Annotated in this window: 19 protein-coding genes; 7 read left to right on the top strand and 12 right to left on the bottom strand. The window is 47.5% G+C overall.

All coding sequences use genetic code 11. From position 1 onward, the window contains the following. Position 1: 1 nt before the first annotated feature. The 3 genes from Q1A08_RS07390 to Q1A08_RS07380 all read right to left on the bottom strand — a co-directional run bounded on the left by Q1A08_RS07390 (position 2) and on the right by Q1A08_RS07380 (position 4,631). Positions 2–877 carry a peptidylprolyl isomerase gene (locus Q1A08_RS07390; protein WP_299771393.1) on the bottom strand — a complete coding sequence of 292 codons (876 nt, stop codon included), beginning with the start codon at positions 875–877 and terminating at the stop codon, positions 2–4. A 68-nt stretch (positions 878–945) separates the two neighbouring features. After that, on the bottom strand, positions 946–2,775 hold the full coding sequence (locus Q1A08_RS07385; RefSeq protein WP_299771390.1) for a DUF3604 domain-containing protein: 1,830 nt from the start codon (positions 2,773–2,775) through the stop codon (positions 946–948). 11 nt (positions 2,776–2,786) lie between these two features. Next, a complete protein-coding gene (locus Q1A08_RS07380) occupies positions 2,787–4,631 on the bottom strand; it encodes a DUF3604 domain-containing protein (RefSeq protein ID WP_299771388.1) in 1,845 nt (614 codons plus the stop codon). A 251-nt stretch (positions 4,632–4,882) separates the two neighbouring features. Here Q1A08_RS07380 and Q1A08_RS07375 point away from each other — a divergent pair, with 251 nt between their 5' ends. The 3 genes from Q1A08_RS07375 to Q1A08_RS07365 all read left to right on the top strand — a co-directional run bounded on the left by Q1A08_RS07375 (position 4,883) and on the right by Q1A08_RS07365 (position 7,796). After that, a complete protein-coding gene (locus Q1A08_RS07375; RefSeq protein ID WP_299771386.1) occupies positions 4,883–5,578 on the top strand; it encodes an OmpA family protein in 696 nt (231 codons plus the stop codon). 705 nt (positions 5,579–6,283) lie between these two features. Beyond that, positions 6,284–6,928 (top strand): DsbA family protein, encoded by a 645-nt coding sequence (locus tag Q1A08_RS07370; protein ID WP_299771384.1) that lies wholly within the window; start codon positions 6,284–6,286, stop codon positions 6,926–6,928. Between the two features lie 106 nt (positions 6,929–7,034). Beyond that, positions 7,035–7,796: a DUF1223 domain-containing protein gene (locus Q1A08_RS07365; protein ID WP_299771382.1), complete on the top strand. Its 762-nt coding sequence runs from the start codon at positions 7,035–7,037 to the stop codon at positions 7,794–7,796. An 84-nt stretch (positions 7,797–7,880) separates the two neighbouring features. Here Q1A08_RS07365 and Q1A08_RS07360 read toward each other — a convergent pair whose 3' ends face one another. Genes Q1A08_RS07360 through Q1A08_RS07350 form a run of 3 tightly spaced genes read right to left on the bottom strand, consistent with a single transcriptional unit; the run spans position 7,881 to position 13,154 of the window. After that, complete coding sequence (locus Q1A08_RS07360; protein ID WP_299771380.1) at positions 7,881–10,262, bottom strand: ankyrin repeat domain-containing protein; 2,382 nt, start codon at positions 10,260–10,262, stop codon at positions 7,881–7,883. 10 nt (positions 10,263–10,272) lie between these two features. Beyond that, positions 10,273–10,878 (bottom strand): class GN sortase, encoded by a 606-nt coding sequence (locus Q1A08_RS07355; protein WP_299771378.1) that lies wholly within the window; start codon positions 10,876–10,878, stop codon positions 10,273–10,275. A gap of 2 nt (positions 10,879–10,880) precedes the next feature. Beyond that, positions 10,881–13,154, bottom strand: coding sequence for a marine proteobacterial sortase target protein (locus tag Q1A08_RS07350; RefSeq protein ID WP_299771376.1), 2,274 nt, complete (start codon positions 13,152–13,154; stop codon positions 10,881–10,883). 188 nt (positions 13,155–13,342) lie between these two features. On the opposite strand from Q1A08_RS07350, the gene pdsR reads away from it, so the two are divergent. The 4 genes from pdsR to Q1A08_RS07330 all read left to right on the top strand — a co-directional run bounded on the left by pdsR (position 13,343) and on the right by Q1A08_RS07330 (position 17,482). Then, positions 13,343–14,047 carry a proteobacterial dedicated sortase system response regulator gene (pdsR, locus tag Q1A08_RS07345; RefSeq protein WP_299771374.1) on the top strand — a complete coding sequence of 235 codons (705 nt, stop codon included), beginning with the start codon at positions 13,343–13,345 and terminating at the stop codon, positions 14,045–14,047. Then, positions 14,044–16,155, top strand: coding sequence for an ATP-binding protein (locus Q1A08_RS07340; RefSeq protein ID WP_299771372.1), 2,112 nt, complete (start codon positions 14,044–14,046; stop codon positions 16,153–16,155). The genes pdsR and Q1A08_RS07340 overlap by 4 nt, the downstream gene beginning before the upstream one ends. 104 nt (positions 16,156–16,259) lie before the next feature. After that, a complete protein-coding gene (gene rpsT / locus Q1A08_RS07335; RefSeq protein ID WP_299771371.1) occupies positions 16,260–16,526 on the top strand; it encodes a 30S ribosomal protein S20 in 267 nt (88 codons plus the stop codon). 305 nt (positions 16,527–16,831) lie between these two features. Then, positions 16,832–17,482 carry a transglutaminase-like cysteine peptidase gene (locus tag Q1A08_RS07330; RefSeq protein WP_299771369.1) on the top strand — a complete coding sequence of 217 codons (651 nt, stop codon included), beginning with the start codon at positions 16,832–16,834 and terminating at the stop codon, positions 17,480–17,482. A gap of 42 nt (positions 17,483–17,524) precedes the next feature. Here Q1A08_RS07330 and Q1A08_RS07325 read toward each other — a convergent pair whose 3' ends face one another. From Q1A08_RS07325 to cgtA, 6 genes are all read right to left on the bottom strand, one after another. Continuing rightward, entirely contained in the window at positions 17,525–17,869 is a 345-nt protein-coding gene (locus Q1A08_RS07325; RefSeq protein ID WP_299771367.1) for a DUF6122 family protein, read from the bottom strand. A 641-nt stretch (positions 17,870–18,510) separates the two neighbouring features. Further along, positions 18,511–21,654: an efflux RND transporter permease subunit gene (locus Q1A08_RS07320; protein ID WP_299771365.1), complete on the bottom strand. Its 3,144-nt coding sequence runs from the start codon at positions 21,652–21,654 to the stop codon at positions 18,511–18,513. Then, positions 21,647–22,837, bottom strand: coding sequence for an efflux RND transporter periplasmic adaptor subunit (locus Q1A08_RS07315; RefSeq protein ID WP_299771363.1), 1,191 nt, complete (start codon positions 22,835–22,837; stop codon positions 21,647–21,649). Before Q1A08_RS07315 ends, Q1A08_RS07320 begins: the two co-directional genes overlap by 8 nt. Positions 22,838–23,152: 315 nt before the next feature. Beyond that, positions 23,153–24,208 (bottom strand): histidinol-phosphate transaminase, encoded by a 1,056-nt coding sequence (locus Q1A08_RS07310; protein WP_299771361.1) that lies wholly within the window; start codon positions 24,206–24,208, stop codon positions 23,153–23,155. A 36-nt stretch (positions 24,209–24,244) separates the two neighbouring features. Further along, positions 24,245–25,366, bottom strand: a complete 1,122-nt coding sequence (gene proB, locus Q1A08_RS07305) for a glutamate 5-kinase (RefSeq protein ID WP_299771359.1) — start codon at positions 25,364–25,366, stop codon at positions 24,245–24,247. 64 nt (positions 25,367–25,430) lie between these two features. Continuing rightward, entirely contained in the window at positions 25,431–26,636 is a 1,206-nt protein-coding gene (cgtA, locus tag Q1A08_RS07300) for an Obg family GTPase CgtA (RefSeq protein WP_299771357.1), read from the bottom strand. Positions 26,637–26,810 lie beyond the last annotated feature (174 nt).

Below are 26,810 nucleotides of genomic sequence, written 5' to 3'. Positions count from 1 at the left end.
ATTAAGACTCCTGCAATAACTTAATTAGAGCTTCATCTCCCCTCGCAGGGTATTTCTCACTGAGTTTTTTTACCGCAGCCTTGCGCTGTAAACGCTGCTGCTGCCGCAAATAATCCTGCTCAACACGGCTATACACCTCAGCTAACGCGGGCTGATAGGCCGCTTTGCGCTGGGTAACCAATAAAAAATGCTGACCATGCTCCGAGCTAATAGGGCCAACCCATTGTTTACCGTCTAGCTCTTCTTGAGGCCATGCAAATAATTTTTCCGCAAAGGCTTCGCCAAAGTGGGCAAGCACATAATCGCGAGTACGTTCAATATAATTACGGTGGTAAAGAAAACGCTCGCCGAATTTACCGGCATCGGCGAAAGCGACGGATTGTTGATTGAGAGTCTGCAATAAATCCTGATCAACAGCCGCCCCAGCGGGAAAATAAATATGGGTAAAACTAATATAAGGCTGTACTTTATAATCAGCCTTATGCTCTTCCATATAGGCTAATAGCTCAGCTTCGCTTGGACGTTTTTCTTCAGCGGCTTCTGATTGAATAATAAATTCCATTTTCTGCACTAAACGCCGCTTAATGATGTAATCATCCTCCATCAATTCCAGACCATCAGCTTCGCGGAATAGCAGCTCTTCTTCATAGTAATCCAATAGCAGTTGCTTACGTTCTTCTTGGCTCATCGCTTGCCATCGCTGCTTGGCCAACTCTGGTGAAAACGCCTTACTGCGATACTGGATAAAGGTGAGGATACTGTTCTCATCCACCGCAATGGACTGATCTTCCACTTCGGGATTAACACTGTAATACAGCACAAATAAAGCGAAGCCCGCCAACAAAAAGTACAACAGGGGCTCTTTAAATAAACGCATATTGAAATTCTTATAGTCTGCTTGATAGGTTGGAATAGGGGCAAAATACATTACCCCTGTATTGATTCTTAAGGAGTGTACCAAATCGGTGAGCTATATGCCCTTTCTTGGATGCTGCTAGATTGCGTCTTAGGGTGCGCTTTATTCATCGCGACCGCATCTAGCAGGGTATGCCTAGGTGTTGGAATCTCTAGCACACGCACATAGTAAAAAGCTCTCTGCTTTGGCTTGAAGTCGGGATCTTTCCACAACACGACGAACTCATCAGCACCAATAGTATTTTGGTAGCTGGCCGCTTGAGTATCGACAGTATCTTGTACAGCTGTGGTTTTGCCATCTTTAAGCTCGCGTTCAGAAGAAACCGCGACATTATAAATTTTCTCTTGTGGCTGCCCTGCCTCGTCAATATAGCCTTTTACCACTTGTAAGCGATCTAATTTAGCGCCTTCTGCATCACGAACCGCTTGAATCAATAAGCCTGGAGATTTACCTTTTGGCGCAGTGCTTAGATCGCTGCCCATCGGCACGCCTTTGCGATAGCCAATAGTAGCGAGGTTTCTAGTTTTGGTATCGCGCTGTTTAAAGTCCCAACCCGCGAATACCCTTAAAGCAATACGAGTGCCTGTTGTTGCATAAACCTCTTTGCGCTTGAATGCAGCAAAGATTTCTTCACGAGTATTTTCCTTGGCCCACACCGCAGCTAAACCTGATGCTGAGAAATCCCAGCCACTAACATTGGTGGCGTTACTGCTACTTGGCCTTTGATCGTAGCTTTCGGGCTTGCCGTAGATGCTCACCTTGCCAGCAAAGTTATGCTCATCTGCAGCCCCCTGCCCGGTATGGGCATCACTGGAGCCGATTAAAGCAAACTTATAGGGATTCACCCCCAGAGATTGCTCAAAGCCCAAACCTCGCAGTAAAGCTGAGCGAATATAATCCGCTTCTGTAACAGGTGCCTTGCCGTCATCTTTAACACTGAGCAAATGACGATAGGTTTCGAAATCAGCAAACTCGTCTGAAGGCGATAGCAAAGGATGTGTTTCCGAGTCACCTTTAATCTGAGTCGCCTCGACTACTGGCTCCCAGCGCATACGGCTGCGAGCATAATCAGCAGTAATCGGTCGGCCATCACTATCGACCACGTCAAACATTAGGCCACCACTGATGTTTGAGTTGTGGGGAATGGAAATAAAATCTGTTTTATATTTCTCGCTGGTTTCGCCTAGCCAGTTCCACAATCCCTCCGGGGTTTCATTATCTAAAGCGCTAAATGGAATGTACTGGCTGGCTTTTGCTCCACTCGAGGAAGACATCACTACACGGTGTAAATTTTTGCCGCCGGGTGTCGATGTCCACTCCCAACCCACTAGGGTGGTAAATTTTCCGGGCTGATTATATTGATCGGCCAAGGCTGTGGTTTCCTGCCAGATAGAACGTCTAATCTTCTCACTATTAAATTCAGGAGTAGCGCGCTTAGCGTTTATATTGCCCAAAAACTCTGCGAATACATCAGCACCACGGCCTTCCTTTACCATCTTGATAAAGCGCTGGCCGGTCTTGGTGCCCGCCAATTCTGGGTCGCCACGAAAGAGACGATAAGGAACTCCCATCATCTCAGCATGATCAGCAATCAATAGAAAATCGAGGGGGCGATCAATTTTCACTCGAGCCCCTGTCGCAGCATTCACAATAGGCAAGCCTTTGGCATAACGATAGGCACCACGGGGGTCAACACTGCGATTACCTAGAAAATAGGCATCCGGTGAAAAGGAAGTGTGTAAATGGGTGTCCCCCCACAATAATTGGGGAGTACTTTCTGCCATGGCCACAGCACAAGCGATCGAGCTAACAGTAGCGCCGATAAGTGTTGTCAGTAATTGTCTGTTTTGCTTTGTCATTATTTTCTCACTTATGGAGTATACCAAACCGGTGAACTGTAAGCCCGTTCTTGAATACTCGCTTTTGCCACATCAATTTTTTCACCCAAGGCGACTTTATCAAAGGTGGTGTGGCGCGGGGTCGCAATCTCTAATACCCGTACGTAATAAACGGCACGCTGTTTGGGGTTGAAGTCAGGGTCTTTCCAATAAACGGCAAATTCTTTTTCGCCAACTGTGTTGCGGTAACTAGCGTTTTCAGCATCCACTGTGCTAGCTAGTGCTTTGGGATCTTTTAGATTTCGGCCATCGGATACTGCTATGTTGTAAATGTCTTCTCGGCTATTACCCTCTGCGTCTAAATAGGACTTCACCATCTGTACACGATCTAAATTCGCGCTTTTAGGATCTTTTACGGCGCGAACAATAAAGCTTGGCGCTTTGCGTTTTGGTGCCGCACTTAAATCACCACCCATTGGCACCCCTTTGCGCTGACCGATCTTGGCAAAGGTTTTACTCTCGGCATCACGTTTTTTAAAATTCCAACCGGCAAATAGCTGCAGCTTTATTCTCGGCCCGGTGGTGGCATACACTTCACGGCGCTGGAACGCGGCCATAATTGACTCGCGAGTATTTTCAGGAGCCCACACGGCGGCCAACCCTTGCGCGGCCATATCCCAACCACTGGCGCCTTTTTTGCCGACTCGCATAGCGTTCTTGCCATTCGGTGTACCGTCCAAGGCCATCTTGCCATGAAAGTTATTTTCCTCGGCCGAGGCCAAACCAGTGTGCGCATCGGTGGAACCAATAAGGCCAAACTTATAGGGGTTAACTCCGATTTCGCTCTCTATCTTTAAACCGCGCTGCAAGGCTGAACGCATATAGGAGCCAGCATTTACTGGCGCTGTTTTATCTACATCAGGGCGGGTATCAATGAGGAAGCGATAGGTTTCATAGTCCGCAAACTCATCATTGGGTGATAACAACGGATGAGTCTCTGAGTCACCTTTAATCTGGGTCATTTCAATGACAGGTTCGAAGCGCATTCTTGTGCGAGCGTATTCAGCCGTAAGCGGACGCCCATCAGAATCGACATTATTAAACATCTCTCCTTTTGAGATGTTTGGATTATGGGGAATAGAAATCATATCGATGGATAGATCTTTCGAAGTATCGGCCATCCACTGCCAAAGATCTTCAGCTTTCCAACTGTCAATCGAGCTATAGGGCAAAAACTGTTTGGCCTTATCAGCACCTGCAGAGGTTAATACTATGCGGTGCAAGTTGGCGCCTTTGTTCATCGCCGACCATTCCCAACCCACTAGTGTGGTGAACTTACCTGGCTCATTATGACGCTCTGTCGCATCGACGATTTCACCCCACATGGTTTTGCGAACCTTATCTGCACTCAGCGCGGTTATGCCCTCCGGACGTTCACCACTGTTGGCGCCAGCAACCAGTTCAGAAAATACATCGCGGGCTCGCCCTGCTTTCATCCAGCCCATATATTTTTGTGCAATAGGGATGTCGGCAAGTACCTTTTCGCCACGACCAAGGCCGCGCACTACGCCCATCATTTCGGCATGATCTGAGACCACTAAGAAGTCTAGGGGTGTTTCGATTTGTACTCGACCACGATGAAAGGGATGTACCACGGGATAGCCCTTGGCATAGCGATAGGCGGTATCAGGATCGGCGGTATGATTGCGGAACAAGTAAGCATCGAAGGAATAGCTGCTGTGTAGGTGGGTATCCCCCCAATAAACCTGCTTTTCTTCTGCCGCCGCCAGCTGGCTATTGCCAAGTGCGATAGCTAAACTCATTGCGCTGAAGAGGCCGCTGAGCGCTTTGCTTGTTTTACGGTGCTTTTTAATCATTGTCTTCGCCTATTATTTTTCTGCTTTTCCCTTCACGAACAAGAGCTTACCCCTAAGTCACCCTTTTCACCTGTCACATATGTTGCACCTAGCCGACTAGTTTTCCATTACCCCACAGTCACATTGCCATAATTGGCCATTTTTCATCGCAAACCGCCCTTTTCTCGCCCGCTACTGGCCAGATTAGTTCGTTTTAATACTCAACAAGCGAAACAGATAGCCACCCAGACAGGATCGGTTCAGGAGACAAGATGAATACTTCAAACCCTATTAAGAAAATCACCACTATTGTTGCCATTAGCGGCGCTTTGGCGAGTCCACTGACTCAGGCTGAGGTGAGTACTGAGGCCAAGCAAGGCATGAGTTTTGTTGGCGCCACGGTTGCTGGAGCCGTCGCTGGCGGCCCGGTTGGCATGATGATTGGCGCTATTAGCGGCGCTTTTATTGGTGAAACCATAGAGAAAGCAGACACTGCACAGGAGACGGCCATGTCACTCAGTCAAGCGCAAGCCGAGCTTTATGATTTACGCCAGCAGCTGGCTAGCAATCAGTTACAGATGGAGCAACTTGAGCAGTTGGCTTGGCATAATCTTGAGTTCCAGCTGTTATTTCACACGGGTTCCGATGAGTTAAGTGATAACGGGCATCGTCGTTTGGCGAGATTGGCGGAGTTTTTACAACTCAATCCGCAATTGAAGGTGCGCTTAGATGGTTACGCCGATCCCCGCGGCACTGATGAATACAATAATGTTCTGTCGATGTATAGGGCGAAGAATGTGCGCCTGACCCTGGAGAAGATGGGCGTTGAGGCTTCCCGCATTGAAGATTTTAGTCACGGTTCTAAATATGCTCAGGCGCAGGACCCTAAGCAGTATGCGCAGGACCGCCGGGTAAGTATTGAGTTGTTTAAGTCTGATGATAAGGCCGAAATGACCGCTAGCCGTTAAGTTTTGATTTGCTCCATGGGGTTTGAGGCGCTGTTTTTGTTTTAAGCTGATACCCCTTCTTTTCTTTAGTTTTTTCCTTTGTACTCGCTGTACGCTTTTGCCGCGACTTAAAATCGCGGCATTTTTTGTTGTTCATGTTTGTTGATTGCTTGAAATAGAAGAAACCCCGCTGTAGTTCGCAGGTATAAGGGCTGTCTGTCAGGAACCGTAAAGCAGCATGACAAATTGCCTTGGAGGCAATTTGGGCTTGGCCGAAGGCTGGGCACCTGGATGGTGCGAATCCACGCTGCGAAGTCGAGCGCCCGCGGGTGGTTTAAGCGCGTTCCAGACAGACAGCCCCTATACCTGTGAACGGCCCGAGCCACCTTATCAAAACCACTAAACGTAATTTCCTCGTGCTATTTCCCATTTACTGTTTTCTATAGCCTTATTAAGTAACGCGATTTGAGCTGGCCACGTCTATGCATAAGCACTCCTCGCCTGGAACACGCTTAAACCATCCGCGGGCGCTCGGGTCGTGACGTCCATGTCACTCTACGGTTCCTTGCAAGGAGTGCTTATGCATAGACGCTACTTTGGCGGGCTTACTGATTTTTAAATAATGTCCTTTAAAACCTCATCAATAGGCGCCTCCTTGCAATAATCCAATTGCTCATATAGCGTTAAATCAGTAGTACTTTAAAAAACAATAAACATGGATTGCTTATGAGCGTTGTTATTGATTTATTCTTTTCGCTTAGAAGCCCGTACTCCTATCTAAGTACTCCAGGCGCGCTGAAGATTAAGGAGCAGTATTTCGCTGAGATACAACTGCGCCCCGTATTGCCCCTTGCAGTTCGGCAACCTGATTTTTTTAGCCCCGAGAACTTAAAGCGTGGTGCTTATATATTGAGAGACTGGCCCCGCCGCGCTGAGATGATGGGCATGCCACATGCTTGGCCTAGGCCAGACCCGATTGTTTCTGACATGGAAACCTTTCAGGCCACCGAAGAACAACCTTATATCTATCGACTAACTCACCTGGGTGTTGAAGCAAACCGTCAGGGACGTGGATTCGAGTATGCGGCTGAAATTTCTCGTCTTATTTTTGGTGGCACAGAAGATTGGGATCAAGGAGATCATCTAGCCAGAGCTGCCGAGCGTGCCGGCTTAGATCTGGCAGCTATGGATAACGCAATTTCAGCAAACCCCAAAAGCTATGCCAATGAAGTAGAAATGAATCAAACCAACTTAGAGATCTGTGGTCACTGGGGAGTGCCAACCTTCGGCTTGAATGGCGAGCCGTATTTCGGCCATGACAGGGTAGATTCTGTTTGCTTTGAACTGGATAAACTAGGGCTGCGTCGCTAATAGAGTATTTATATTTGGCTGTTATAGTTTTGTGAGGCTTCTCGCCCGGCTAAGGGTAACAATCTTAAGTATTCGCTATCACAGTGTTTTACTCGAGAACGCCATTATGAATATAGCTTCCAATTACCCTTTTGCTCGTAAACTGCTCTTCGCCTTTGCACTGGCTTCCGTATTCGCCGTAAGTGCTAAGGCGTCGACAAAAACTCTGCAATCGCAAACTCAGCCCCCTATGCTATTAGAGCTCTATACCTCACAGGGTTGCAGCAGCTGCCCACCGGCTGAACGATGGTTTACTTCGCTAAAGGAATCACCTGATCTTTGGACTAAATTAATTCCAATTAACTTTCATGTGGATTATTGGGATTACTTAGGCTGGAAAGATCCATTTGCACAATCACAATTTAGTCAGCGTCAGCGTCTCTATAAAAAACTGGGGCATAGTCGCAATGTTGCCACACCTGGCTTTATGACGAATGGCGAACAATGGAACGGTTGGTTTTATCGTCGTTCGATTCCAAAGAGTGAGCTCACTTCACCAGGTACTCTGTCTGCGGATATTAGCGGTGATGAGCTTAGCGTGAACTTCCAAGCAAAAACCGCTAGTGAGTTAAAACCTTACACCGTCAATGTTGCTATTTTGGGATTTGATCTAAAACACAAAATCAAAGCCGGTGAAAACCGCCGTAAAACCTTGCAGCATGACTTTGTTGTTTTAGGCTATAAAAAAGCGCGCTTAGCGTCCGACGGCACAGTTGATCTAGATCTCCCGGATACCAGCAAATTTAACTCTAGCAAACAGGCAATAGTGTTGTGGTTAAGTGAAGGAAGAGACCCTAGTCCGATTTTAGCGATGGGAGATTGGTTGTAACAAGCGCTCAATTTTACCGAGACTGAAATTACCCATTCAGTCTCATATTCACCATATGGCCTGTGACAAAAAAAGAAAATCAAACTACCTAGCCTCACAAACATGATCCTTAGTGTATAAAATAGACCTGTAATAATCCGAAACATGAAATTTCGAAATCAAGTAGTCGTCCACCACGAACTTCTCTACGAACGACAGCTTGAAATTCTTAGAAGCTTGCTTTCTCATACCTACTCCATCTGACTTTGGGGAATGCAAGACTTCCGCATTAAGCATAACCGTACTTGGGTGAAGAACATATAAATAGATATTGGACCCGACATTAAACAGCTGAAAAGGATAGTCCACATCAGCGGAACCCACCTTAATTTTGCAGGCATCACTTGATGCACCACTAAAGAAATTCACAATCGTTCTCTTCTCTTTCTTCAATGGGCGGTAACTGTAAGAACTAAGAAAATACTCAAGACTGACTTTCTCGCAATAGTATTTTCTATCAAAATACACCCAGCCATGACCGCTCTCCTTCCCAAGTTTCTGACAAGCCAGCCCCATATTAAACCAAGCATTGGCCAGAAAATCCTCATTTTGGCTATCTCCAACAAGTCTATTACTTGAACTTAGCGATATCTTCAGTGCACCGACTTTTCTCGCTACCAAGGAAATCTCATTCAACACAACTTCACTAGCCGGTTCAATCTCAATAGCTCGCATAAGGCCCCTATAAGAGTCTTCATACCTTCCTTGCTTGTGGTGAGCTACGGCCTTTTGAACATACTCAGCGAACATACGTTTCAACATACTTTGACTGGGAGGGGCCAGCCTTTTCTCCAAACCAGGAAGCAATTCTTTTTTCAAACCGGACACATTATCTAGATTGCTACCTTTAGAATAACGGTAAAACCAATCAAGCGGCGTTCCTCTTTCCTGTGTAATACCGTTTGAGTTTTTGGTTCTTATAAAAGTTGGCGCCCCATGATCCAATAGTAACTCTATAAACTCAACAGAAGCATACCTAACGGCATAGTGCAGGGCGCTCACATTATAGGTTGACAATTTGTAGTAGCAGCTATCCTCAGGCCTTGTCGTCAAGTCCACTGTTCTAGCACCATACTTCAGTAAAATTCTTGCTGACTCTAGTGCATTATGCTGTGCGGCATACATCAGTGGTGTTTTTCCAAACGCATTTTTAACATTTGGATCAAGCCCCTCGTTCAACAAATTCTCTAAAGCTTTGGGATGCAATATAGCGACATTAAGAACGCTATCCAAGGCAGCATTACTGCCGCTGTAATACTCCACCTTGTTATCTAGTTCTTGAAAATTCAGCTTGATTTTAGTAATTCTTTCAACGGTAGATTTTTCGAGAATCAACTTCCTTAATTCCGCTTCCCCAATTGCAAACCCTGGATCGAAGGTACCAAATACGAAGCCTCTGCTGATTGCGCCCTTTAAGGCGTGGCCAGCTATTCTTTCCGACTTATCCTGGGACCATTTATAGGTAGCTTGATAAAAGTTAGCAAGCGCTTTAGTTGTCACTTGCAACTGACTTCTGTATAAATTGTAGGCTGCATACTCTGAGATACCGGTCAGCGACCATTTTTCAAAGCTTTTTAGCGTTTTCTCGTAATCCCCAAAACTATTGCCAAAGCTCGCTGCCGCACCGGTTAACGCCCAAGGCCTGTACAGAGTTCTATTCAACTCATCGACGGTTTTATATTGCAGGCGCGAGTGAGATCTCAAACTTCCACACAAGCCTGAATCTCGCCTCAAGCCTCCAAGCGTGCTTTTTAAGTCATCTAATTGCTTTAAAACTGGGGGCAAATGTACACTCTGTTTTTCATTTGGTGAAAAGACAATTTTGCATGCGAGAGACCACCGACCTTCCACTGACAATCTATAGATAAATACGTCATCTACGTGGTGGCTACGATCACCCCAGTAAAAAAGATAAGGGGGCGACTCATTGCTCTCTCGGGCTATTAGGTAGCTATAAGCTAAAGCAGGCGGGGAGAATTTAGAAAGAGTGCCTAGGTATTGATAATCTCTTGGCTCTGGAAACGGACGCTTTGCAACAACAGGTTGGTGCGCTTCACAGCCACCACCACAACCTGGGTGACCCACATAATCTAAATAGTACTTTGCCCCATAAGCCTTCACACTTTTAAGCTCGTGATTGCCCAAGGTATCCCATGTCAATACAGCTCCGGATTTTGGCAGCCCATAGCCTCGGCTTCCATAGAGCGTTCCCAAATCAGTAGTGGTTAAAAATTTTTGCTTAGCATCCTCCAATAACAAGTCACACTTTTCATCCTTGTTTACCACTAAAATTGGGGGAAACGGAATATTAGAGGCCGCCTTACCACCTAACCCCAGCTCTTCGTTTTCAGCGGCCCCTATCCCCACAGTTGTCATAACTATTGAAATGAGAGCAATAAGACATACCATTGGGTCTTTACTGGTCATACTTTTCCACCTATACCTTCCTCAGCCGCAATACATACCTTAAAGGCCCGCCCGCTTCGATTTGATCGAAGGGATAGCAGCTAATAAGCACCAGCTCTTCCTCAGCGACCCAGAGTTGATGTTCATTGATATTGTGAATTTCAACCGCTTCGGCTTGCCAGCTTTGCCATTGCCCATTGTTGTTTTGTATTTGAACCTGATCACCGATTGTTAAATCTTTTAGGAATTGAAAATGGGTATCTCGGTGTGCGGATATTAGGCGACCGCCATTCGCTGCCACTGTCATCCCAGGCGCGAAAGCGAGACTGGCACCGTGGGCGCCATGCAATACCAGTAAATCCTGATCGCCTGCCTGCCATCGTAATCTCGCCACCGGCCAATGATCAGCCCAGGACCAAGGGCGTACTTTTTTGTTTTCTGCACCGGTATTGACCAAGGTTTTTTGCCAGGCGTTTTGTAACAGTTGTTGAGCAAGCTGCGCTTTACCATACATCCATAAGCCATCTGCAGCGGGAAGCAAGGCAAAAATAAGGGCCAAGATAAACGCTATCTTGGCGCCTTTGTTGATGAGCCTTCTTGATACTGAGTGGCCCACACCACCTACTGCAACTATCATCTTTAAGCCACCACATTCGCGTGATCTGGGCGAGTAGCACCTCTTAGCGCTATTCGATAGAGACAGTAAGCAACTAACAATATCAATAGCATCGATATACTTTGAGAAAGTTTAGCCTGCCACCCCGAGGCCGTCTTTGGGTAGGCCATAGCAAGCTGTTGTTTTATAGCGGCAGCAGGCTTAGCACTGCCCTTTGGCAATTGATTGGGCACTGCAACGCTATCTGAGATAGCATTGACTGGGCGCAATATTTTTTCTTCTACAGCGATAAAGCTGGTATAGGGTGATAGCAATTGCTCGGCTAGTGCTATTTTAAGAACTTCTGCTCTAACTCGCTTGGGATCACGCCCTAAGGTCTTTTCGTCTTCCAAGGCGGCAATTTTTTTACGTCCCCACAAATTGGATAAACCGCTATGCTCTTTATCCGCCAAGGCGGCTAATGGGATGCTCTGCTGCCAAGGCCCTGTAGCTAACCGACCTTTAATTACCACATTGCCATCCATTACTGCTGATGCATTCATTTCTGTTAGCTTGGCATGTAACTGTAGCGCTTCCCCCATATAGAGATCAGCAATACGCTCTGGCAGAGCACTTACTGTTAAATGCTCCGGCCATTGCACTTCGATATCACGTAGAACTGGCGCGGACAATTGTTTAAACAGTAATGCCATCTCTTCTTCCACTTGATTTAAGCGAGAAATATATCGATGGCTACCGCGACCAAACTCTGCCGCTTTACGCATGAAAAAGCCATTGGGAGCAGAGCCTATTCCTACAGTAAACAAACGACTATCGCCCAGTAGTTTGTGAATTTCTCGAAACAGCTCTGTTTCATTCCCGACACTGCCATCGGTAATAAAGACGACTTGTTTTAAAAAGCCTTCTTGGGCCTCAGCTTGCAAGGCTTCTCTAAGCGCCGGCAACATCTGCGTGCCACCACCTGAGTGTAGGCCCGCTACAAAATCTAAGGCTTGCATTCTATTGTGCACATTCATTTGCAAAGGCTGACTGGCAAACAAGCTGTAATTTGAGTTGAATTCAATAATGTTAAATCGCTCACCATCATTCATTTGCTGTATTGCAGTTTTTAAGGCGGCCTTAGCCTGAATGATAGATTCACCATCCATAGAGCCTGAGGTATCAATGATGTAAATTACCTCTCTTGGCAACGCGATGCTTAACGTCTGCGGCGGCAATAGCATTAGCATGGCATAGTCGCTTTGCTCTTTGCTTTGGCGAAACAAAGCTGCACGAGGCTGTACGGAAGGATTAGGTGACCACTCTAAAATAAAATCACGATTCATTGCCGCCACCCCATTAGCCAGCGTAATGTGATGTTGCTCCGCTGATTTGTTTAGCGATAGGCGATGACTAGGACTGCTTACACTGGCCAATGGTAAACCCGCATCCAGGGTGAGTTCTAAACTCATCGGATTGACGATATCATTGTCGCCAACTTGCGTTAGCATCGGTGGAGTAATTTCACCAGCATCAGCAACCTGATCCGTTGCTTGTGCCCAGCCATGGCTATCCAGTTTAACTTGCTGTTCTTGCGGATGAGCTTTCACTTGTGTACCAGGAATAAAGCGCGGCGTTAAAGTAGTAGGAATACGCAGGCTAAATTGCATCCCTCCAAGCTCCGCTTTATCCCTTAGACTGACGGCCTGAACAACTTTGAGTTCAACCTCAATCGTCTCACCCGGTGCAATATTAGCGACACGCTGAGTAAACAAATTGGCCCGCTGCTGCTCACTTAAGGCTGCTTTTTTACCTTGCTTTTTGGCAAGCTGATATTGTTTTCTAGCGGCCTGCTTCTCAGCGATTTTGCCTTTGATAAGACGCTCGCCAACTCGCATTTGCATGGCACTTATCGCGGACTGCTCATCTAAAGGAAAAACATAAACGGCTTCTAGCCACTCATCTCCTTGGTTTTTGAAACGCTGCTGCAAGGTAATTTCGGCAACCATGCCATTTACCTGCACATTAAAATCACTGCCTAAATGCAAAGCAGCAGCTTTGCGACCCGCTGCATCTTTAAAAAATAATTCGCCACCACGCTCATTAAAGTCATTTTGCCAGCGGTAATCTTCTTCTGCGCTGGCTAGATCAGCCAGGGCGAATAAGAGCAACAGCAATGGCAAACTTAGCAGCAGCATTACATACTTCGGCCAGCTGCGTTTTTTGGTCTCACTCTCTAGCACTAAATGCTTTGGAATTTTGCGTCGGCTGCGCTGACGGCACATAGCCGGCATTGGTAAAGGTGTGGTTAGTTTCATGCGGCATACCCTGTTTAATCCGTTTCAGGATATTTAAACAGGGCTCTATGGCAGGCCAGTGCCCAAATGGTGGCAAGCTGAGGCTCAATTATGATCAATTGTGGCAGGGATTTATTTTTTGCACTTTGGCGATAAACTATAGCCCAACATAACAGGTCATAATGCTAAGGCCAGTACAAGGATTTAATATGCCCAGGCACATTGCCATTGTGGAAGATGAAATAGCCATCGCCGCCAATTACCAAGAAGCTCTGCAGCGCCAAGGCTTTCAAGTGAGTCACTACATTGATCGCCCTAGCGCCTTACTGGCCTTCGCCGATGCCTTACCAGATTTGGCCATTATCGACGTTGGGCTTGGTGAAGAGATTGAAGGCGGCTTTGATCTTTGTCGGCAGCTTCGCGCCCAAGCCCCCCAGCTACCCATCATTTTTCTTACCGCCCGCGACAGCGAGCTGGATATGATCAGCGGCCTGCGCCTAGGCGCCGATGACTACCTCACCAAAGATATTAGCCAGGCCCATATGCTGGCTCGAATCGTCGCCCTGTTTCGCCGCATGGATGCCCTGCAAGGCCCCGAGCATGAAGAGCAAGAGAACCGCTTACAAAGAGGTGATCTCGATATTAACTTAGATCGAATGCATGCCCGTTGGCAGGAGCAACTGCTTGAGCTAACCGTAACTGAGCTATGGATTGTGCACGCACTAGCAAAGCACCCAGGCCATGTGAAAAACCGTCAACAACTGATGGATGCTGCCAATGTTGTGCTGGATGACAATACTATTACCTCCCACATCAAACGCATTCGCAAAAAATTTCAACAGATAGACCCCGAATTTCGCTGTATAGCTACCGCCTACGGCATGGGTTATCGCTGGCAGGAAAGTGCTGAATGAAGCTTAGCCGGCAACTTTTACTGCTAAGTTTACTCACCCTAGTAATCCCCTGGGCTGGATACCAACACCTACAGGAAATGGATCAGCTTCTGCGCGACGGTCAAAGCCGAGCCTTGCTGGCTCAAGCCAAGGCTGTAGCCACTGCTTTGGGTAAAGACAAAAACCTAGAGCTTTTTCCCGCTCATAATGCATTAAGTGGCGAGGCCGGCTTTTTTGCCCCTTTGCAAAAAGGTCAAACCGTCTTAGATGGTTACGGTGGTGATTGGCCCAGCTGGCGCACCGGGCCGGTATATCGAGCTGGTGAAGCGCCCTTTCGGGCCCGCTGGCGACTCATGCTGCAGCGCGCCGAACAAGAGACCTTCGCCAATCGCAAACGTCTACGTAGCCCCCACAATCGCATTTTTGTCTTTGTGGAAGTACAAAAGCCCGAATTACGTTATTACCATCCAGGCAAGAATGGCTTAGTCAATGGCGATCATTTAGTCCTGCAAAGTGCATCCACAAGTTATGCGCTGAGCACCAGCTCACCCGGAAAAGTCATTGCACGTTTTCAAAATGGCGAAAAAATCAGCACAGAGCATCGTATTCAAGGTTGGTGGCGCGAAAACAGCAAAGGTTACCAAGTTGAATTACAAATGCCGCTGTCGTTTTTATCAGGCCGTTTTAATCTATCGGTAGTCTCCGATACTGGCGAGACCTTAAACCTCTGGCCCAATGACGCCCAAGCACCCAGACTGGTGCAGCAACTGGAAGGTTTGGATGAAGAACTGAGCCATTTTCAGCAAGAGGGCTTACGCCTAAGCCTCAGCGGTACACAAGGCGAGCTACTGGCTGATCTACAAGGTGACGACGCCGCTAACGCTCCTTATTTTCCAGAAGCGAATAAGCTGCATCCGCTTAAAGCTTGGATCTATCAGCGTTTATTGCAGAGTCAGCAGTTAGAGGTTATCGAAGCGTGGCAAGCAAATGGCTGGTATTTTGGCGACGAGCTAAGCCAAGCACTAGCCGGTAATGCGAGTGAACGCTGGTACCAAGGCACAGGGCAACTAAAAGTTCGCGCCAGTGCGCCGATACGCAGCCCAAGTGGGCAAGTTTTGGGGGCAGTGATAGCCGAGCAGAGCAATGATACACAGGCGGCCTTGATGAACTCCGCCCTGCTTAACTTGCTGCTCTACTCAAGCCTCGGTAGCTTCCTATTGGGCGCCGCGCTATTGGCTTATGCCAGCTGGCTAGGTTGGCGTATCAGGCAGCTTAGCCAAGCTGCTGAGCAGGCACTCGATGAGTATGGTCGCCCAAAGCCTGAACAGGGGCTACTGCCTGCCAGTGATGCAAAAGATGAGCTTGGCGACTTAAGCCGTAATTACCATCAACTACTGCGTCGCCTACGGGCCTATAGCGACTATTTGGGCAGCCTTTCAAGTAAGCTGTCCCATGAGCTGAGAACCCCTCTAGCGGTGGTTAAAACCTCCTTGGATAACCTACAGCAGTGCGAGCTTAATCAAGAGCAACAAAGCTACGGTCAGCGTGCCTTACAGGGCAGTGAGCGATTGTCGGCGATATTGAACGCCATGGGAGCGGCCAGTCAGGTAGAAGCGGCCATTGCCAGCGCCGAAAAAGAGCACTTCCCGCTAGATCAACTACTCAAAGATCTGAGTCTCGCTTATGGAGACACCTTTTCCAAGCACTGTAAAATAAAGCTAGATTTAAGTATCGAAGGTCAAGTCAGCTATTGGGGAGCACCGGAATTGCTGGCTCAAGCACTAGATAAGCTGATTGAGAATGCCGTGGACTTCTGCCCTCCAGCCGGCACAATCACCCTATCGCTGGCAGCACATGAGCGAGGGTTTAGCTTGTCGGTCGATAACGACGGCCCACTGCTGCCCGATCTAGTCAGTGAACAGCTATTCGATTCATTGGTCTCGATTAGAGATAAAAGCGACAGCGAGCGCCCACACCTAGGGCTTGGCCTTCGTATCGTGCAGCTGATCGCCGAATTCCATCACGCAAGCGTAAAGGCGCAGAACCGAGCAGATCTAGGAGGCGTGGTGTTTAGCATAGAGCTACCTAGGGCAGCCCTGAACAATGACCGTGGCAGCCAATCAACTTGATCAACAAAATAGACGACTTATCGCTGCAAAGGTCTTGACTTAGAAAACCAAAACGGCATAATACCGCGTCCTTAATTTAGACCAAACGTTATAGGAGCATTACGGTGGCAAATACACCTCAAGCCAAAAAACGTGCCCGCCAGAACGAAAAGGCTCGCCAGCACAACGCCAGCCTACGCTCCATGGTGCGTACTTACATCAAAAAAGTTAACGCCGCGATTGACGCTGGCGATGCAGACGCCGCTAAAGCCGCTTACGCCGCTGCAGTACCTGTTATCGACCGCATTGCAGACAAAGGCATTATTCACAAGAATAAAGCTGCTCGTCATAAGAGCCGTCTGAACGCACAAGTTAAGGCTTTGGCTGCTTAATTGCACCCCTGCCTCAACTATCAAAAAAGCCGGCTTTAGCCGGTTTTTTTGTGCCTGAAATTTACCTCCCTCAGCTATCGGCGCAAGACGACAGGAAGCCTGGGATCAAGCTAATAGCAGCCCCTCATCCTCAAGTGGCAAAGCCCGCGACCGTTCAGCCACACAGATCAAATAAAAGAACTAATTCCAGCCATTAATCCATAGTCAGATATTCCCATTTTCACCGACTGGTAGCGACCACACTCAAATAGCGTGACATAGTTCACAAAACAAAAGAGAGGCCGTTCTCAGCTGAGTGATTCATCATGCCGACAAAGACTGCCCCAATAGCCATACGGATTTGCCTATTATGCATTGCATTGCTGCGCGCTCCGCTCGTATACGCTCAAGAAGACCCTATACAAGGCATAGCCGCACTGCAGAATTGGGCGTCTGCGGTAAACAGCCTGCGCCACAATGGCTTTAACCAAGAACAGCAGCTACAGGCCGTTAACCAGTACTTTAACCGCTTTTCATGGCGCAGCGACCGTCAACGCTGGCAATCAGACGATCACTGGTCCAGCAGTTTCGACACCATTCGTAATCGACAAGGGGATTGCGAAGACCTGAGCATTGCCAAGTTCACCACCCTCTTAGCCCTAGGCTTTAAAGAGCGGCAGCTGCATCTGCATTATGTCTATTCTCGCCCCATTAAAGCAGGGCACATGGTTCTGTCAGTTCGCTTGGAAAACGGGCGACAGCTCGTCTTAGACAGCCTTAGCGATAGCTTAAGTCCACTTTCCCAGCGAAGCGATTTGCAAAGCATCTACCGCTTTAATCGTGAAGGGCTCTGGATACCTAAACTGAGCCAAGATAAGCGCAGCCACAGCTTACTTCCGAGCTGGAAAAACCTGCTACAAAACGACCCCATGCTGCGCAACCCTGAATTACTTTCGACCCAACTAGCAAGCCTTTGAGCCTAAACTCTGCTCGGCCAAAACTATGGGACATACTCTCTCTTAGTTTATCCAACTGCCAGTATTTACTTGGCAATCGATACTATCCAGCGCCATATGAATCACCAAACCCAAGCCAAGCCATCGGGTTTTACTGAAAACACAAAGAGCCAAATAGCCAATAATCATCGGTAAGCGATGCAGCGGGTGAAAACCAATACTGCAACGATTTGGATCATAAATAGGATCTGCCAATAGATGATCGACATCCACCAGCATCGTTAGCATCATGACCAGATAGGCCTTACGCCACTGCTTGGGGAAAAACAAAACCGCTACTGTAAGCGGCACTATGAAATGTTGAGCTATGTGAAAAATAAGAAAACCTCGAACGACAGGAGACGACATTTAGAATAATCGCAGTATAACAGTTACCAGATGCTCGTTGCTTGACCGATGCCACCCAGTGTTGCCCTAGCTATTTATCAAACAGCACAGCAACTGCTAACAGGGGGTAAATCCAAGTCGCCGTATATTGCACATCCAGCCCTATCAAGCCTAGCTTCACAGTAAGCATAACCGCAATATACAAGCAGCCCAAAACTGTCAGGCCAAACAGTTTTTTAGTTTTGTACTTATGATAATTCCGAAACGCCACTCCCAATCCCGAAATAAACAAAAAATATATAAAAAATTGCACCGGGATTTCATGGCCTTTATATACCTCAGAGCCAATCGGCCAGCTCAGATAAACGTAACAAGCCAAGCAAATGGCGCCCACAAGCCAAACCAAGTAGAAAATGCACTGCGGTAAGTTATTTATTCTCTGATTCATATTACCCTCAAGCGAAAACTTGTGAGTTAAATATTATTAAACTGATCAGGATTAAAAATCAGCCAAATCAACCAAGGCTGACACCAAGAATAAGTAGCTTTACCGACTACCAGGGCCAAACAAGAAGAGAAAAGACAAAGAGAGGACTATATAACACTAAGGCTAAGGGCAAACCAGCGAACCAGCTCGCCCTAGCCTATTCAGCAATTAGCAATTAGCTTTTAGCTAGCGCCTCCTCGCCCTGTTCAGCCGGCTTATCTTCTTCACCATTAATACTGTAGTGAATACCAAACCAAGACAGCACACCAGATTTAATACTAGCGCCTAACGAGTACAAAGCTGGCACCAACAGTAAAGAAACAAACAGTGCAAACAAGACGCCAAAGGCCAAAGCAATTACCGCCGGATGTAAGAACTGAGCCTGCGCTGAGCGCTCGGCCAACATCGGCATCAAGCCAATAAAGGTAGTAATTGAAGTCAACAAAATTGGACGGAAACGATTCACACCGCCAGCAATGACTGCATCGCGCACAGACATGCCCTTTTGACGCTGCTTACCAATATAATCCATCAATACTAAGTTATCGTTTACCACAACACCCGCGGCTGCACCGATACCAAAGTAAGAGAACAGTGCCATTGATGTATCAAAAATCAAATGGCCATAAACCGCCCCCATAAAGCCGAAGGGGATCGCAGTCATAATAATGATTGGCTTAAAGTAAGACTTAAAGGCAACAGCAAGTAAGGCGTACATGCCAAATAGAGCCAGGAAGTATAGCGAAGCAATTTCCTTCATAAATTGCGCCTCACCTTCAGCTTGACCAGCCTTATTCACCGACAAACCAGGGTAGCGCGCCTTCCAGTCCTCCAGGAAGTTTTTCTCCATATCATCCATAATATCTTTGCGCACATCACCGCTTAGTTCGGCATCAATATAAGCGCTGCGATTACCGTTGCGGCGATTAATGCTCTTAATGCCTGGTGCATATTCCACCTCAGCCACTGAGAACAATGGCACTTCACGACCGTCCGCTGTACGAATTCGAAAATCATCCAGACTATCCAAGCTGTGTCGCGCTGATTTCGGGTAGCGCAACATAACACGCACATCACCGTTAGCACGAGGTAAGCGTTGAACCTCCTCACCGTAATAAGCTTGACGTACTTGGCGAGAAACCGAAGCCAAATCAACACCCAGCTTCTCAGCACCTGGCAGCAAGCTTAAGCGCAACTCATCGGCGCTGCCCTGCATATTATTGCGAACAAAGAAAATAGAGTCATAAGATTGCAATTGCATCTCTAGCTCTGCCACAGCCTCGCGCAAGGTATCCAGATCTTTATGCTGCAAAGAGTAATTAATTCGCTGACCACCATCGTTCATGGTGTACTCTACCGAGACACTTTCCGCGTCTGGCACTTCACCCACCAACTCACTTAATCGCTTGGCGGTTTCTTTCGCGGAGAGCTCACGCACCTCAGGTGGGGCAAGTTTTACAATGGCAATCACGCTGTCACGACGTGAGCGGGTATACCAATTTTCAATTAGCTCACCACTACCGCCTTCAGCATTTTGATTCACTTCAGCTTCCAACTGCTTTTCTGCCGTTTGCAGCTGATCAAGAACCTCTAAAGCTCGGCTATAAGGTGAGCCAGAAGGCATCTCTACATTAATAATAACCTGATCACTTTCGATTTCTGGGTTGAAGGAAAAACGTACCCAGCCGGTGCTGAAAACACCCAAACTAATGATAAAGAAAGAGATAAAAATCGAGATGGTCAAACCACGATACTTAATCGCCTTTTCCAACCAACCACGATAAGTCGTATCAGCAAATCTCACCAAAGAATGTGCAATCTTTTGCTGAGTGCGAGCCAAACCATGTAAGTCTTTACGCGGGCGCAGCTTTCTCAAATGCGCAGGAAGAATTAAAAATGCTTCTACTAAAGAGATTACCAGTGCTGCAGTAATAACAATCGATAGCATACGGGTAATTTGCACACTTTCGCCACTGAGGAACATCCAAGGCATAAAGGCAACAATGGTTGTTAGTACCGCGAATATAACCGGCTTCGCTACCGCCTTAGTACCCTCAACAGCGGATTCCACACCGCCACCGTGATCCGCACCATGGTGGTGGATACTTTCACCCACGACGATAGCATCGTCTACCACGATCCCGAGCACCAATAAGAAGGCGAAAGTCGACATTACATTCATGGAGACATCGTAGGCTGGCAAAAAGGCCAAGGTGCCCACGAAAGCCACTCCGATTCCCACAGTCACCCAAAGCGCAACTTGTGGACGGAGAGTAAGAATCAAAACTAAAAATACTAATAGCAAACCCGAAAGCGCTGCAGAAACAATGGTATCCATACGATTGTTATAAACATCTGCTGAATCCCACCACAGGGTTAAACTCATACCCTCTGGCATATTTTCTTGGCGCTTAACCAACCACTCATTCATGGAACGACTGGCCGCCACAATATCCATTGAGTCGGTTGTCATCACCTGCACCAATACCGCAGGCTCGCCGTTCAATGTAGCTAGAATCTCGTTTTCTTCGTAACCATCGATTACTTTGGCAACATCACCCAGCAAAACAACACCACCATCTTCACTCTGGCGAAGAATAATGCTGTCAAAATCTTGCTGATTATTGGCCATATTGCGTGCACGTAGCTGCACATCACCTGTGGCAGTACGAACACTACCCGACGATAAATTTAAAGAGTTAGCACGAATAACTGCCGAGACCTGATCAAAACTCAAACCATAGCGACGCATCGCCTCTTCAGAAAGCTCAATGGCAACCTCTTCAGAGCGGGCCCCAAACAACTCCACAATAGAAATATTTGGCAAAGCAGCCACTTCATCGCGAATATTCTCTGCCATATCGGTTAAGCGTTTTTCGCCGACATTACCATGCACAGCCAAACGCATCATTTCGTTGCGAAATACCGACTGACGCACTACTGGCGGCTCAATATCCCGAGGCAAAGAATTAACACTATCGACACGAAGCTTTACATCATTCACAAACTCCGCCATATCAACTTGGCCAAGCGCTCGAACCACAATGCGACCAAAGCCTTCCGCCGCAAAAGAGTTTACTCGATCGATATTATCAAGATCCTTTAAGGCCTCTTCTATGCGAATAACGACCTGTTCTTCTACTTCTTGGGGAGCTGCGCCCGGCCAAGGAACATTAATCTCAACCTGGTTCGCTTCAAAAATAGGAAATACTTCACGCTCAACATTTAGATAGCCGATGACGCCCGCCACCAACAAACCAAACATTAACAGGTTTGCCGCCACAGAGTTTTTGGCAAACCATGCAATTAACTTATCCATTTGCAGAACCCTCAGCTACAGTTGCGGTCTGCACTTCACTTTGTTCATTGCGCTCCATAATGTTGATGGCCATACCCTGTGTTGGGTTACGCAGCGGAGAAACAATAACCATCTCACCTTCTTGCACAGCGCCTTCAATCAATACTCGCTCTGGGCTTTTATCGATCACATGAACTTCACGTACATCAAGACGATTTTCTTTATCAACTACATAAATACGGTCATTGGCTCGCAAAGCAGCACGAGGAACTACCAAAGCCTGATTAATCGTATCGCCATAAACTTCTGCGCGAACATACATACCCACCGCTAGCGGGTTGGCTTGCTGATAAGGGTTTTTCACCTCGGCAATGGCATAGACTAGACGAGTACTCTGATCAAAGGCCGCATCAACACGGGTAAGCTGCGCATCCCACTCTAGCTCTTTACCTGCAAAGCGAGTTTTTAGTTTGACTAGAGGGGTACGCTCTTCTGAAGCTACAAAACCTATCGGCAAATTCAAAGAAGCCAACTGGCGGTCGGTTAATGGCAAGCGAAGTTTAACTTTGTCAGTCGCAAAAGCGCGGCCAACATTACTGCCCTGAGAAATATATTGGCCAATGTTTGCTGCGATTGACTTTAGGCGCCCATCAAAGGGGAGAGAAATTTTGGTACGCTTTAAATTAAGTTGCGCTTGAGCAAGGTCTGCATCGGCAGCTTTCAGGTTTGCCTTGGCTTCAGCCAACTGTGGCTTCTTAAGAGCCAGTGCTGATGGGTTCTTCACACCACGCAACTGACGACGCGCAACTTCGGCATCCGCCTCCACTTGCTCCACTCGAGTTTTGGCCTCGGCGACACGCGCCTCGGCACGCTTTAAGGCCAATTTATAATCAGCGTCATCAATTCTTAAAATGGCCTCGCCCGCTTTAAACTGACCACCTTCAATATACTCAGGAGATACCCACTCCACCATACCGCTCACCTGGCTAATAACATTCACCTCGGTGTTAGCTTTAACTTCAGCTTGGGTTCGAATTTTCAAGGTAATCTCTTCGCGAGAAACCGGCTCCGCAAAAAGTGAAGGTGCTTGACTCACCTCATCCTTTTTCTCTGGCTCTGGCTTAGTTGCATCGAGCACAACCCAAACGGCGACACCAGCGGCAATAACAGCAACGGGGGCTAGGAACTTAAACAGGCGTTTCATTATTTTGGCCTTCCTTATCATTTTCTTGATAGGCTAAATGCGGGTAAAAACTCCACTATAGGAGCCTTAGTTGTAGCATTAGACGAGACTCAGAAATAAAAGGTTGCAACGTAAGTTAAAACGAGTGAAATTCTCGTCAAACAACGGCTGTAATGCTGAAGAGTGGCCGAACAGCCCAGGCCAGAAGCCAAGCATTTATTGAAGTATAGACGGGTGCAGCCGGCCTGGCTTTAGGTAGAAAGAAGGGATGCTTAGATGGAAGCACCGTAGACCCGGGGTCAGACCCTTTGAGGGTCTGCCCCCTATCTGGGTAGATCATAAAAGGTTCTGATCCAAGACCTTAATCAAAAACTCAGTTTGTTCAAGCGTACCAATGGTTATACGCAAGCCGGTACGACCTTCCGCATCTGCTTTAGGACGAACTAATATAGCAGCCTCTTGCAGCTTTTTATTAAGAGCCTCAGGCTCATCAGGAAAGATCCATAGATAGTTAGCCGCGGATGGCCAGTACAACAAGCCTTTAGCCTCGCAAAATTCTTCTAGCCTTGGTTTAGCCTGCTGCATCACCTCGGCCACATAGCGCTCGGTATACTCTGGGTTTTCCAATGCCGCTGTCGCAGCAACAATAGCGAGCTGATTAATATCGTAAGGCCCTCGAACATTCAGCAAGGCTTTAATATTCTGCTCAGCCGCCAACACATAGCCAAAGCGTAATGAGGGAATCCCCCAAGTCTTCGAAAAGGTGCGAGTAATCAGCAGATTAGGGCACTCTTTAATCGCTGCCGCCACAGTGCACTGGCTATATTCGAAATAACACTCATCGACCAATATCGCGACGTCTTTTGCTGATTTCGCCAGTTCAATAATCGCCGCAGGCTCAACAATCGTACCGCATGGATTATTCGGGTTGGATATGACGATCAGCTTGGTCTTCGACGTTATTGCGGCCTTCACTTGCGCCAAAGGATAACCGCTGTCGCGCTGATAGAGCGGCTTAATAATGTTTAAATTCTCTACCTTCGCTACCTGCTCATACATCGCAAAGCTCGGCGCAGGAATTATGATCTCGTCACCCTCACGACAACAAGCCCGAATGATCAAATCAATTCCCTGATCTGAGCCATTGGTCACCATCACCTGGCCAAGCTCTACATTACAATAATCCGCTAAGCGCTCACATATATCGCCATAATGCGGGTACTGCTGTAAACGATTACCTTGGACGTAATCCACCAAGGCCTGCTTAATGGCATCACTCACTGGAATAGTGCGCTCATTAAAATCCAGTAGCGTAAAATCATCTGGATTTCGCCCTTCTAGTGGCGGAGCGTATGCAGCCATTGCCTCAATATGATCTTTAAATATTCCCACTTTCTTTCTCCAGCAAGCGCTCGCTAAAACCGTTTATTATTCACTCAGCACCAGATTGTCTCGATGAATCAGCTCATCATCGCCGCCATAACCTAAAGCGGCGCCAATCTTTTCACTAGACAATCCGATAATACGGCGCGCTTCATCGCTGTTATAGTTTACTAACCCCCGAGCTATTTCCAGCCCTTGCTCATTACAGCATAAAACCAACTCACCACGGGTAAAGTCACCAACAACCTGGGTAACCCCAACAGGCAGCAAACTTTTACCCTGACCGCTCAACACCCTGGTGGCACCAGCATCAAGGATAAGCTTACCTTTGGCCTGTAGATGACCCGCCAGCCACTGCTTTCGCGCCGCCTCTGGCTGGCGATCTGCCAACAATAAAGTACCCAAGTCTTCGGCTTTGCGTAGGCGACTCAATACATTCTCGATACGACCACCGACGATTACTGTATGAGCGCCAGAACGAGCAGCCACTCTTGCCGCTCTTACTTTGGTTCGCATACCTCCGCGCCCCAACTTACCGCCGCCACCTGCTTTTTCTTCTAAGCTACTATCGCGAGCACTGGCCTCACTAATAAGCTTTGCATCAGGATTGCTGCGTGGATCAGCATCAAACATACCCTGCTGATCTGTCAAAATTACAAGCTGTTCCGCATCTAACAGGTTGGCCACCAAAGCCGCCAGAGTATCATTGTCCCCAAAGCGAATCTCATCGGTAACCACCGTATCGTTTTCATTAACAATCGGGATAACACTAAGATCAAGCAAGGTGTTTAAGGTAGAGCGGGCATTAAGGTAGCGCTGACGACTGGAAAAGTCGTCATGATCTAATAACACCTGAGCTGTTTGTAGCCCAAAGCGTTGGAATTTTTGTTGGTAGGTCTGCACCAAACCGGCTTGCCCAACAGCAGCGGCCGCCTGCAATTCATGCAAGCTTTTCGGTCGTTTGCTCCAGCCAAGCTGGGTCATTCCGGCGGCTACGGCACCAGAGGAAACCAAGATAATTTCCAAGCCCGCTTGACGCAGATGCGCCAACTCAGAGACCCAGGCATCAATAGCGGCCTCATCCAAACCTTGGCCATCATTGGTCAGTAAGGCACTGCCAATTTTCACCACCCAGCGGCGGCTTGTTTGTAAACTTTTGCGACTCATTGTTTTTGCTATGCTTTTGTTTGCTATGGTGTGCGTCGCAGAATTAGATAACTATTGACCGACCTTAGGGCACATACTCCACTTCAACGTCGTAGTCATCATCATCCCAATCGTCGTCACTACTTGATTGTTCTTTCGCGGATTTGCGTTCAGCACGATGCTGCTCACGTAAGCTTTCGATTCGCTCGCGAGCCTCGTCTTGCATTTGCTGCTGAGTTTCTATCTCTTGCTCAACCAACTCGGGGTTGGCTTTTTCAGCTTCCCAAGTCTCTTCGAGATATTCTAGAATCTCGTTACACATTTCATGGGTGCCGGTTTTATTAATGGCGGCTACTTTAAAAACAGGGCCTTGCCAATTCAGTTTTTCAATCACTTCTTGGCAAGCGGCTTCAGCTTCATCTTCTGGCAACATATCCAGCTTGTTTAACACCAACCAGCGCTCACGCTGCGCCAAAGTCGGGCTAAACTGCTCTAATTCATTAACGATCGCCAGAGCATTTTCTGCTGGCGTCGTGCCATCGTATGGGCACATATCCACTAGGTGCAACAATACACGACAGCGCGTTAAGTGTTTTAAGAAGCGAATACCAAGACCTGCACCTTCACTGGCACCTTCGATCAAGCCTGGAATATCGGCCACTACAAAGCTGCGGTGATCATGCACTTTTACCACGCCCAGATTTGGCACCAGCGTGGTAAATGGATAATTAGCTACTTTTGGCTTGGCTGAGGAAACTGCGCGAATCAAGGTAGACTTTCCGGCATTGGGCAAACCCAATAAACCGACATCAGCCAGTACTTTCAACTCGAGCTTTAAATTACGCTGCTCACCCGGCTTACCCGGAGATGTTTGGCGCGGCGCACGGTTTACACTGGATTTAAAGCGGGTATTACCCAAGCCATGCCAACCGCCTTTAGCAACCAATAATCGATCGCCCGCTTTACGCAGATCACCTAGCACCTCTTCGGTATCCATATCGATGGCAGTAGTGCCCACAGGCACCTTCAAAACCATATCGGCGCCTTTAGCACCGGTACAGTTACCACCACGACCTGAAGCACCATGCTCGGCACGATATTTAGGTTGGTAACGGTAATCAACCAGAGTGTTGAGGTTGTCATCAGCTTCCAGGTACACGCTACCGCCATCACCACCGTCACCCCCATCAGGGCCACCTTTGGCAACAAACTTTTCACGCCAGAAACTCAGGCAGCCATTGCCGCCATTACCAGCGGCGACAAAAATCGGCGCTTCATCTACAAACTTCACAATCACTCCACGCCCAAAGGCTTTTGATTGACTTAAAAACAGTGTAACCCGAGAAAGACAATTAGAAAAAGAAAGCTCTCTTTCAAGACAGCCAAGAAGCCAACCGACTTAAAAGATAAAGGCAAAACCACCGCCCAAACTAAATCGAAGCCTCCCCGCCACACAGGAGTGTGG

Source organism: uncultured Pseudoteredinibacter sp., from assembly GCF_947500695.1.
Taxonomy (GTDB): domain Bacteria; phylum Pseudomonadota; class Gammaproteobacteria; order Pseudomonadales; family Cellvibrionaceae; genus Pseudoteredinibacter.
Note: the sequence above shows the minus strand (reverse complement) of the source record. Positions and strands in the feature narration are given on the sequence as shown.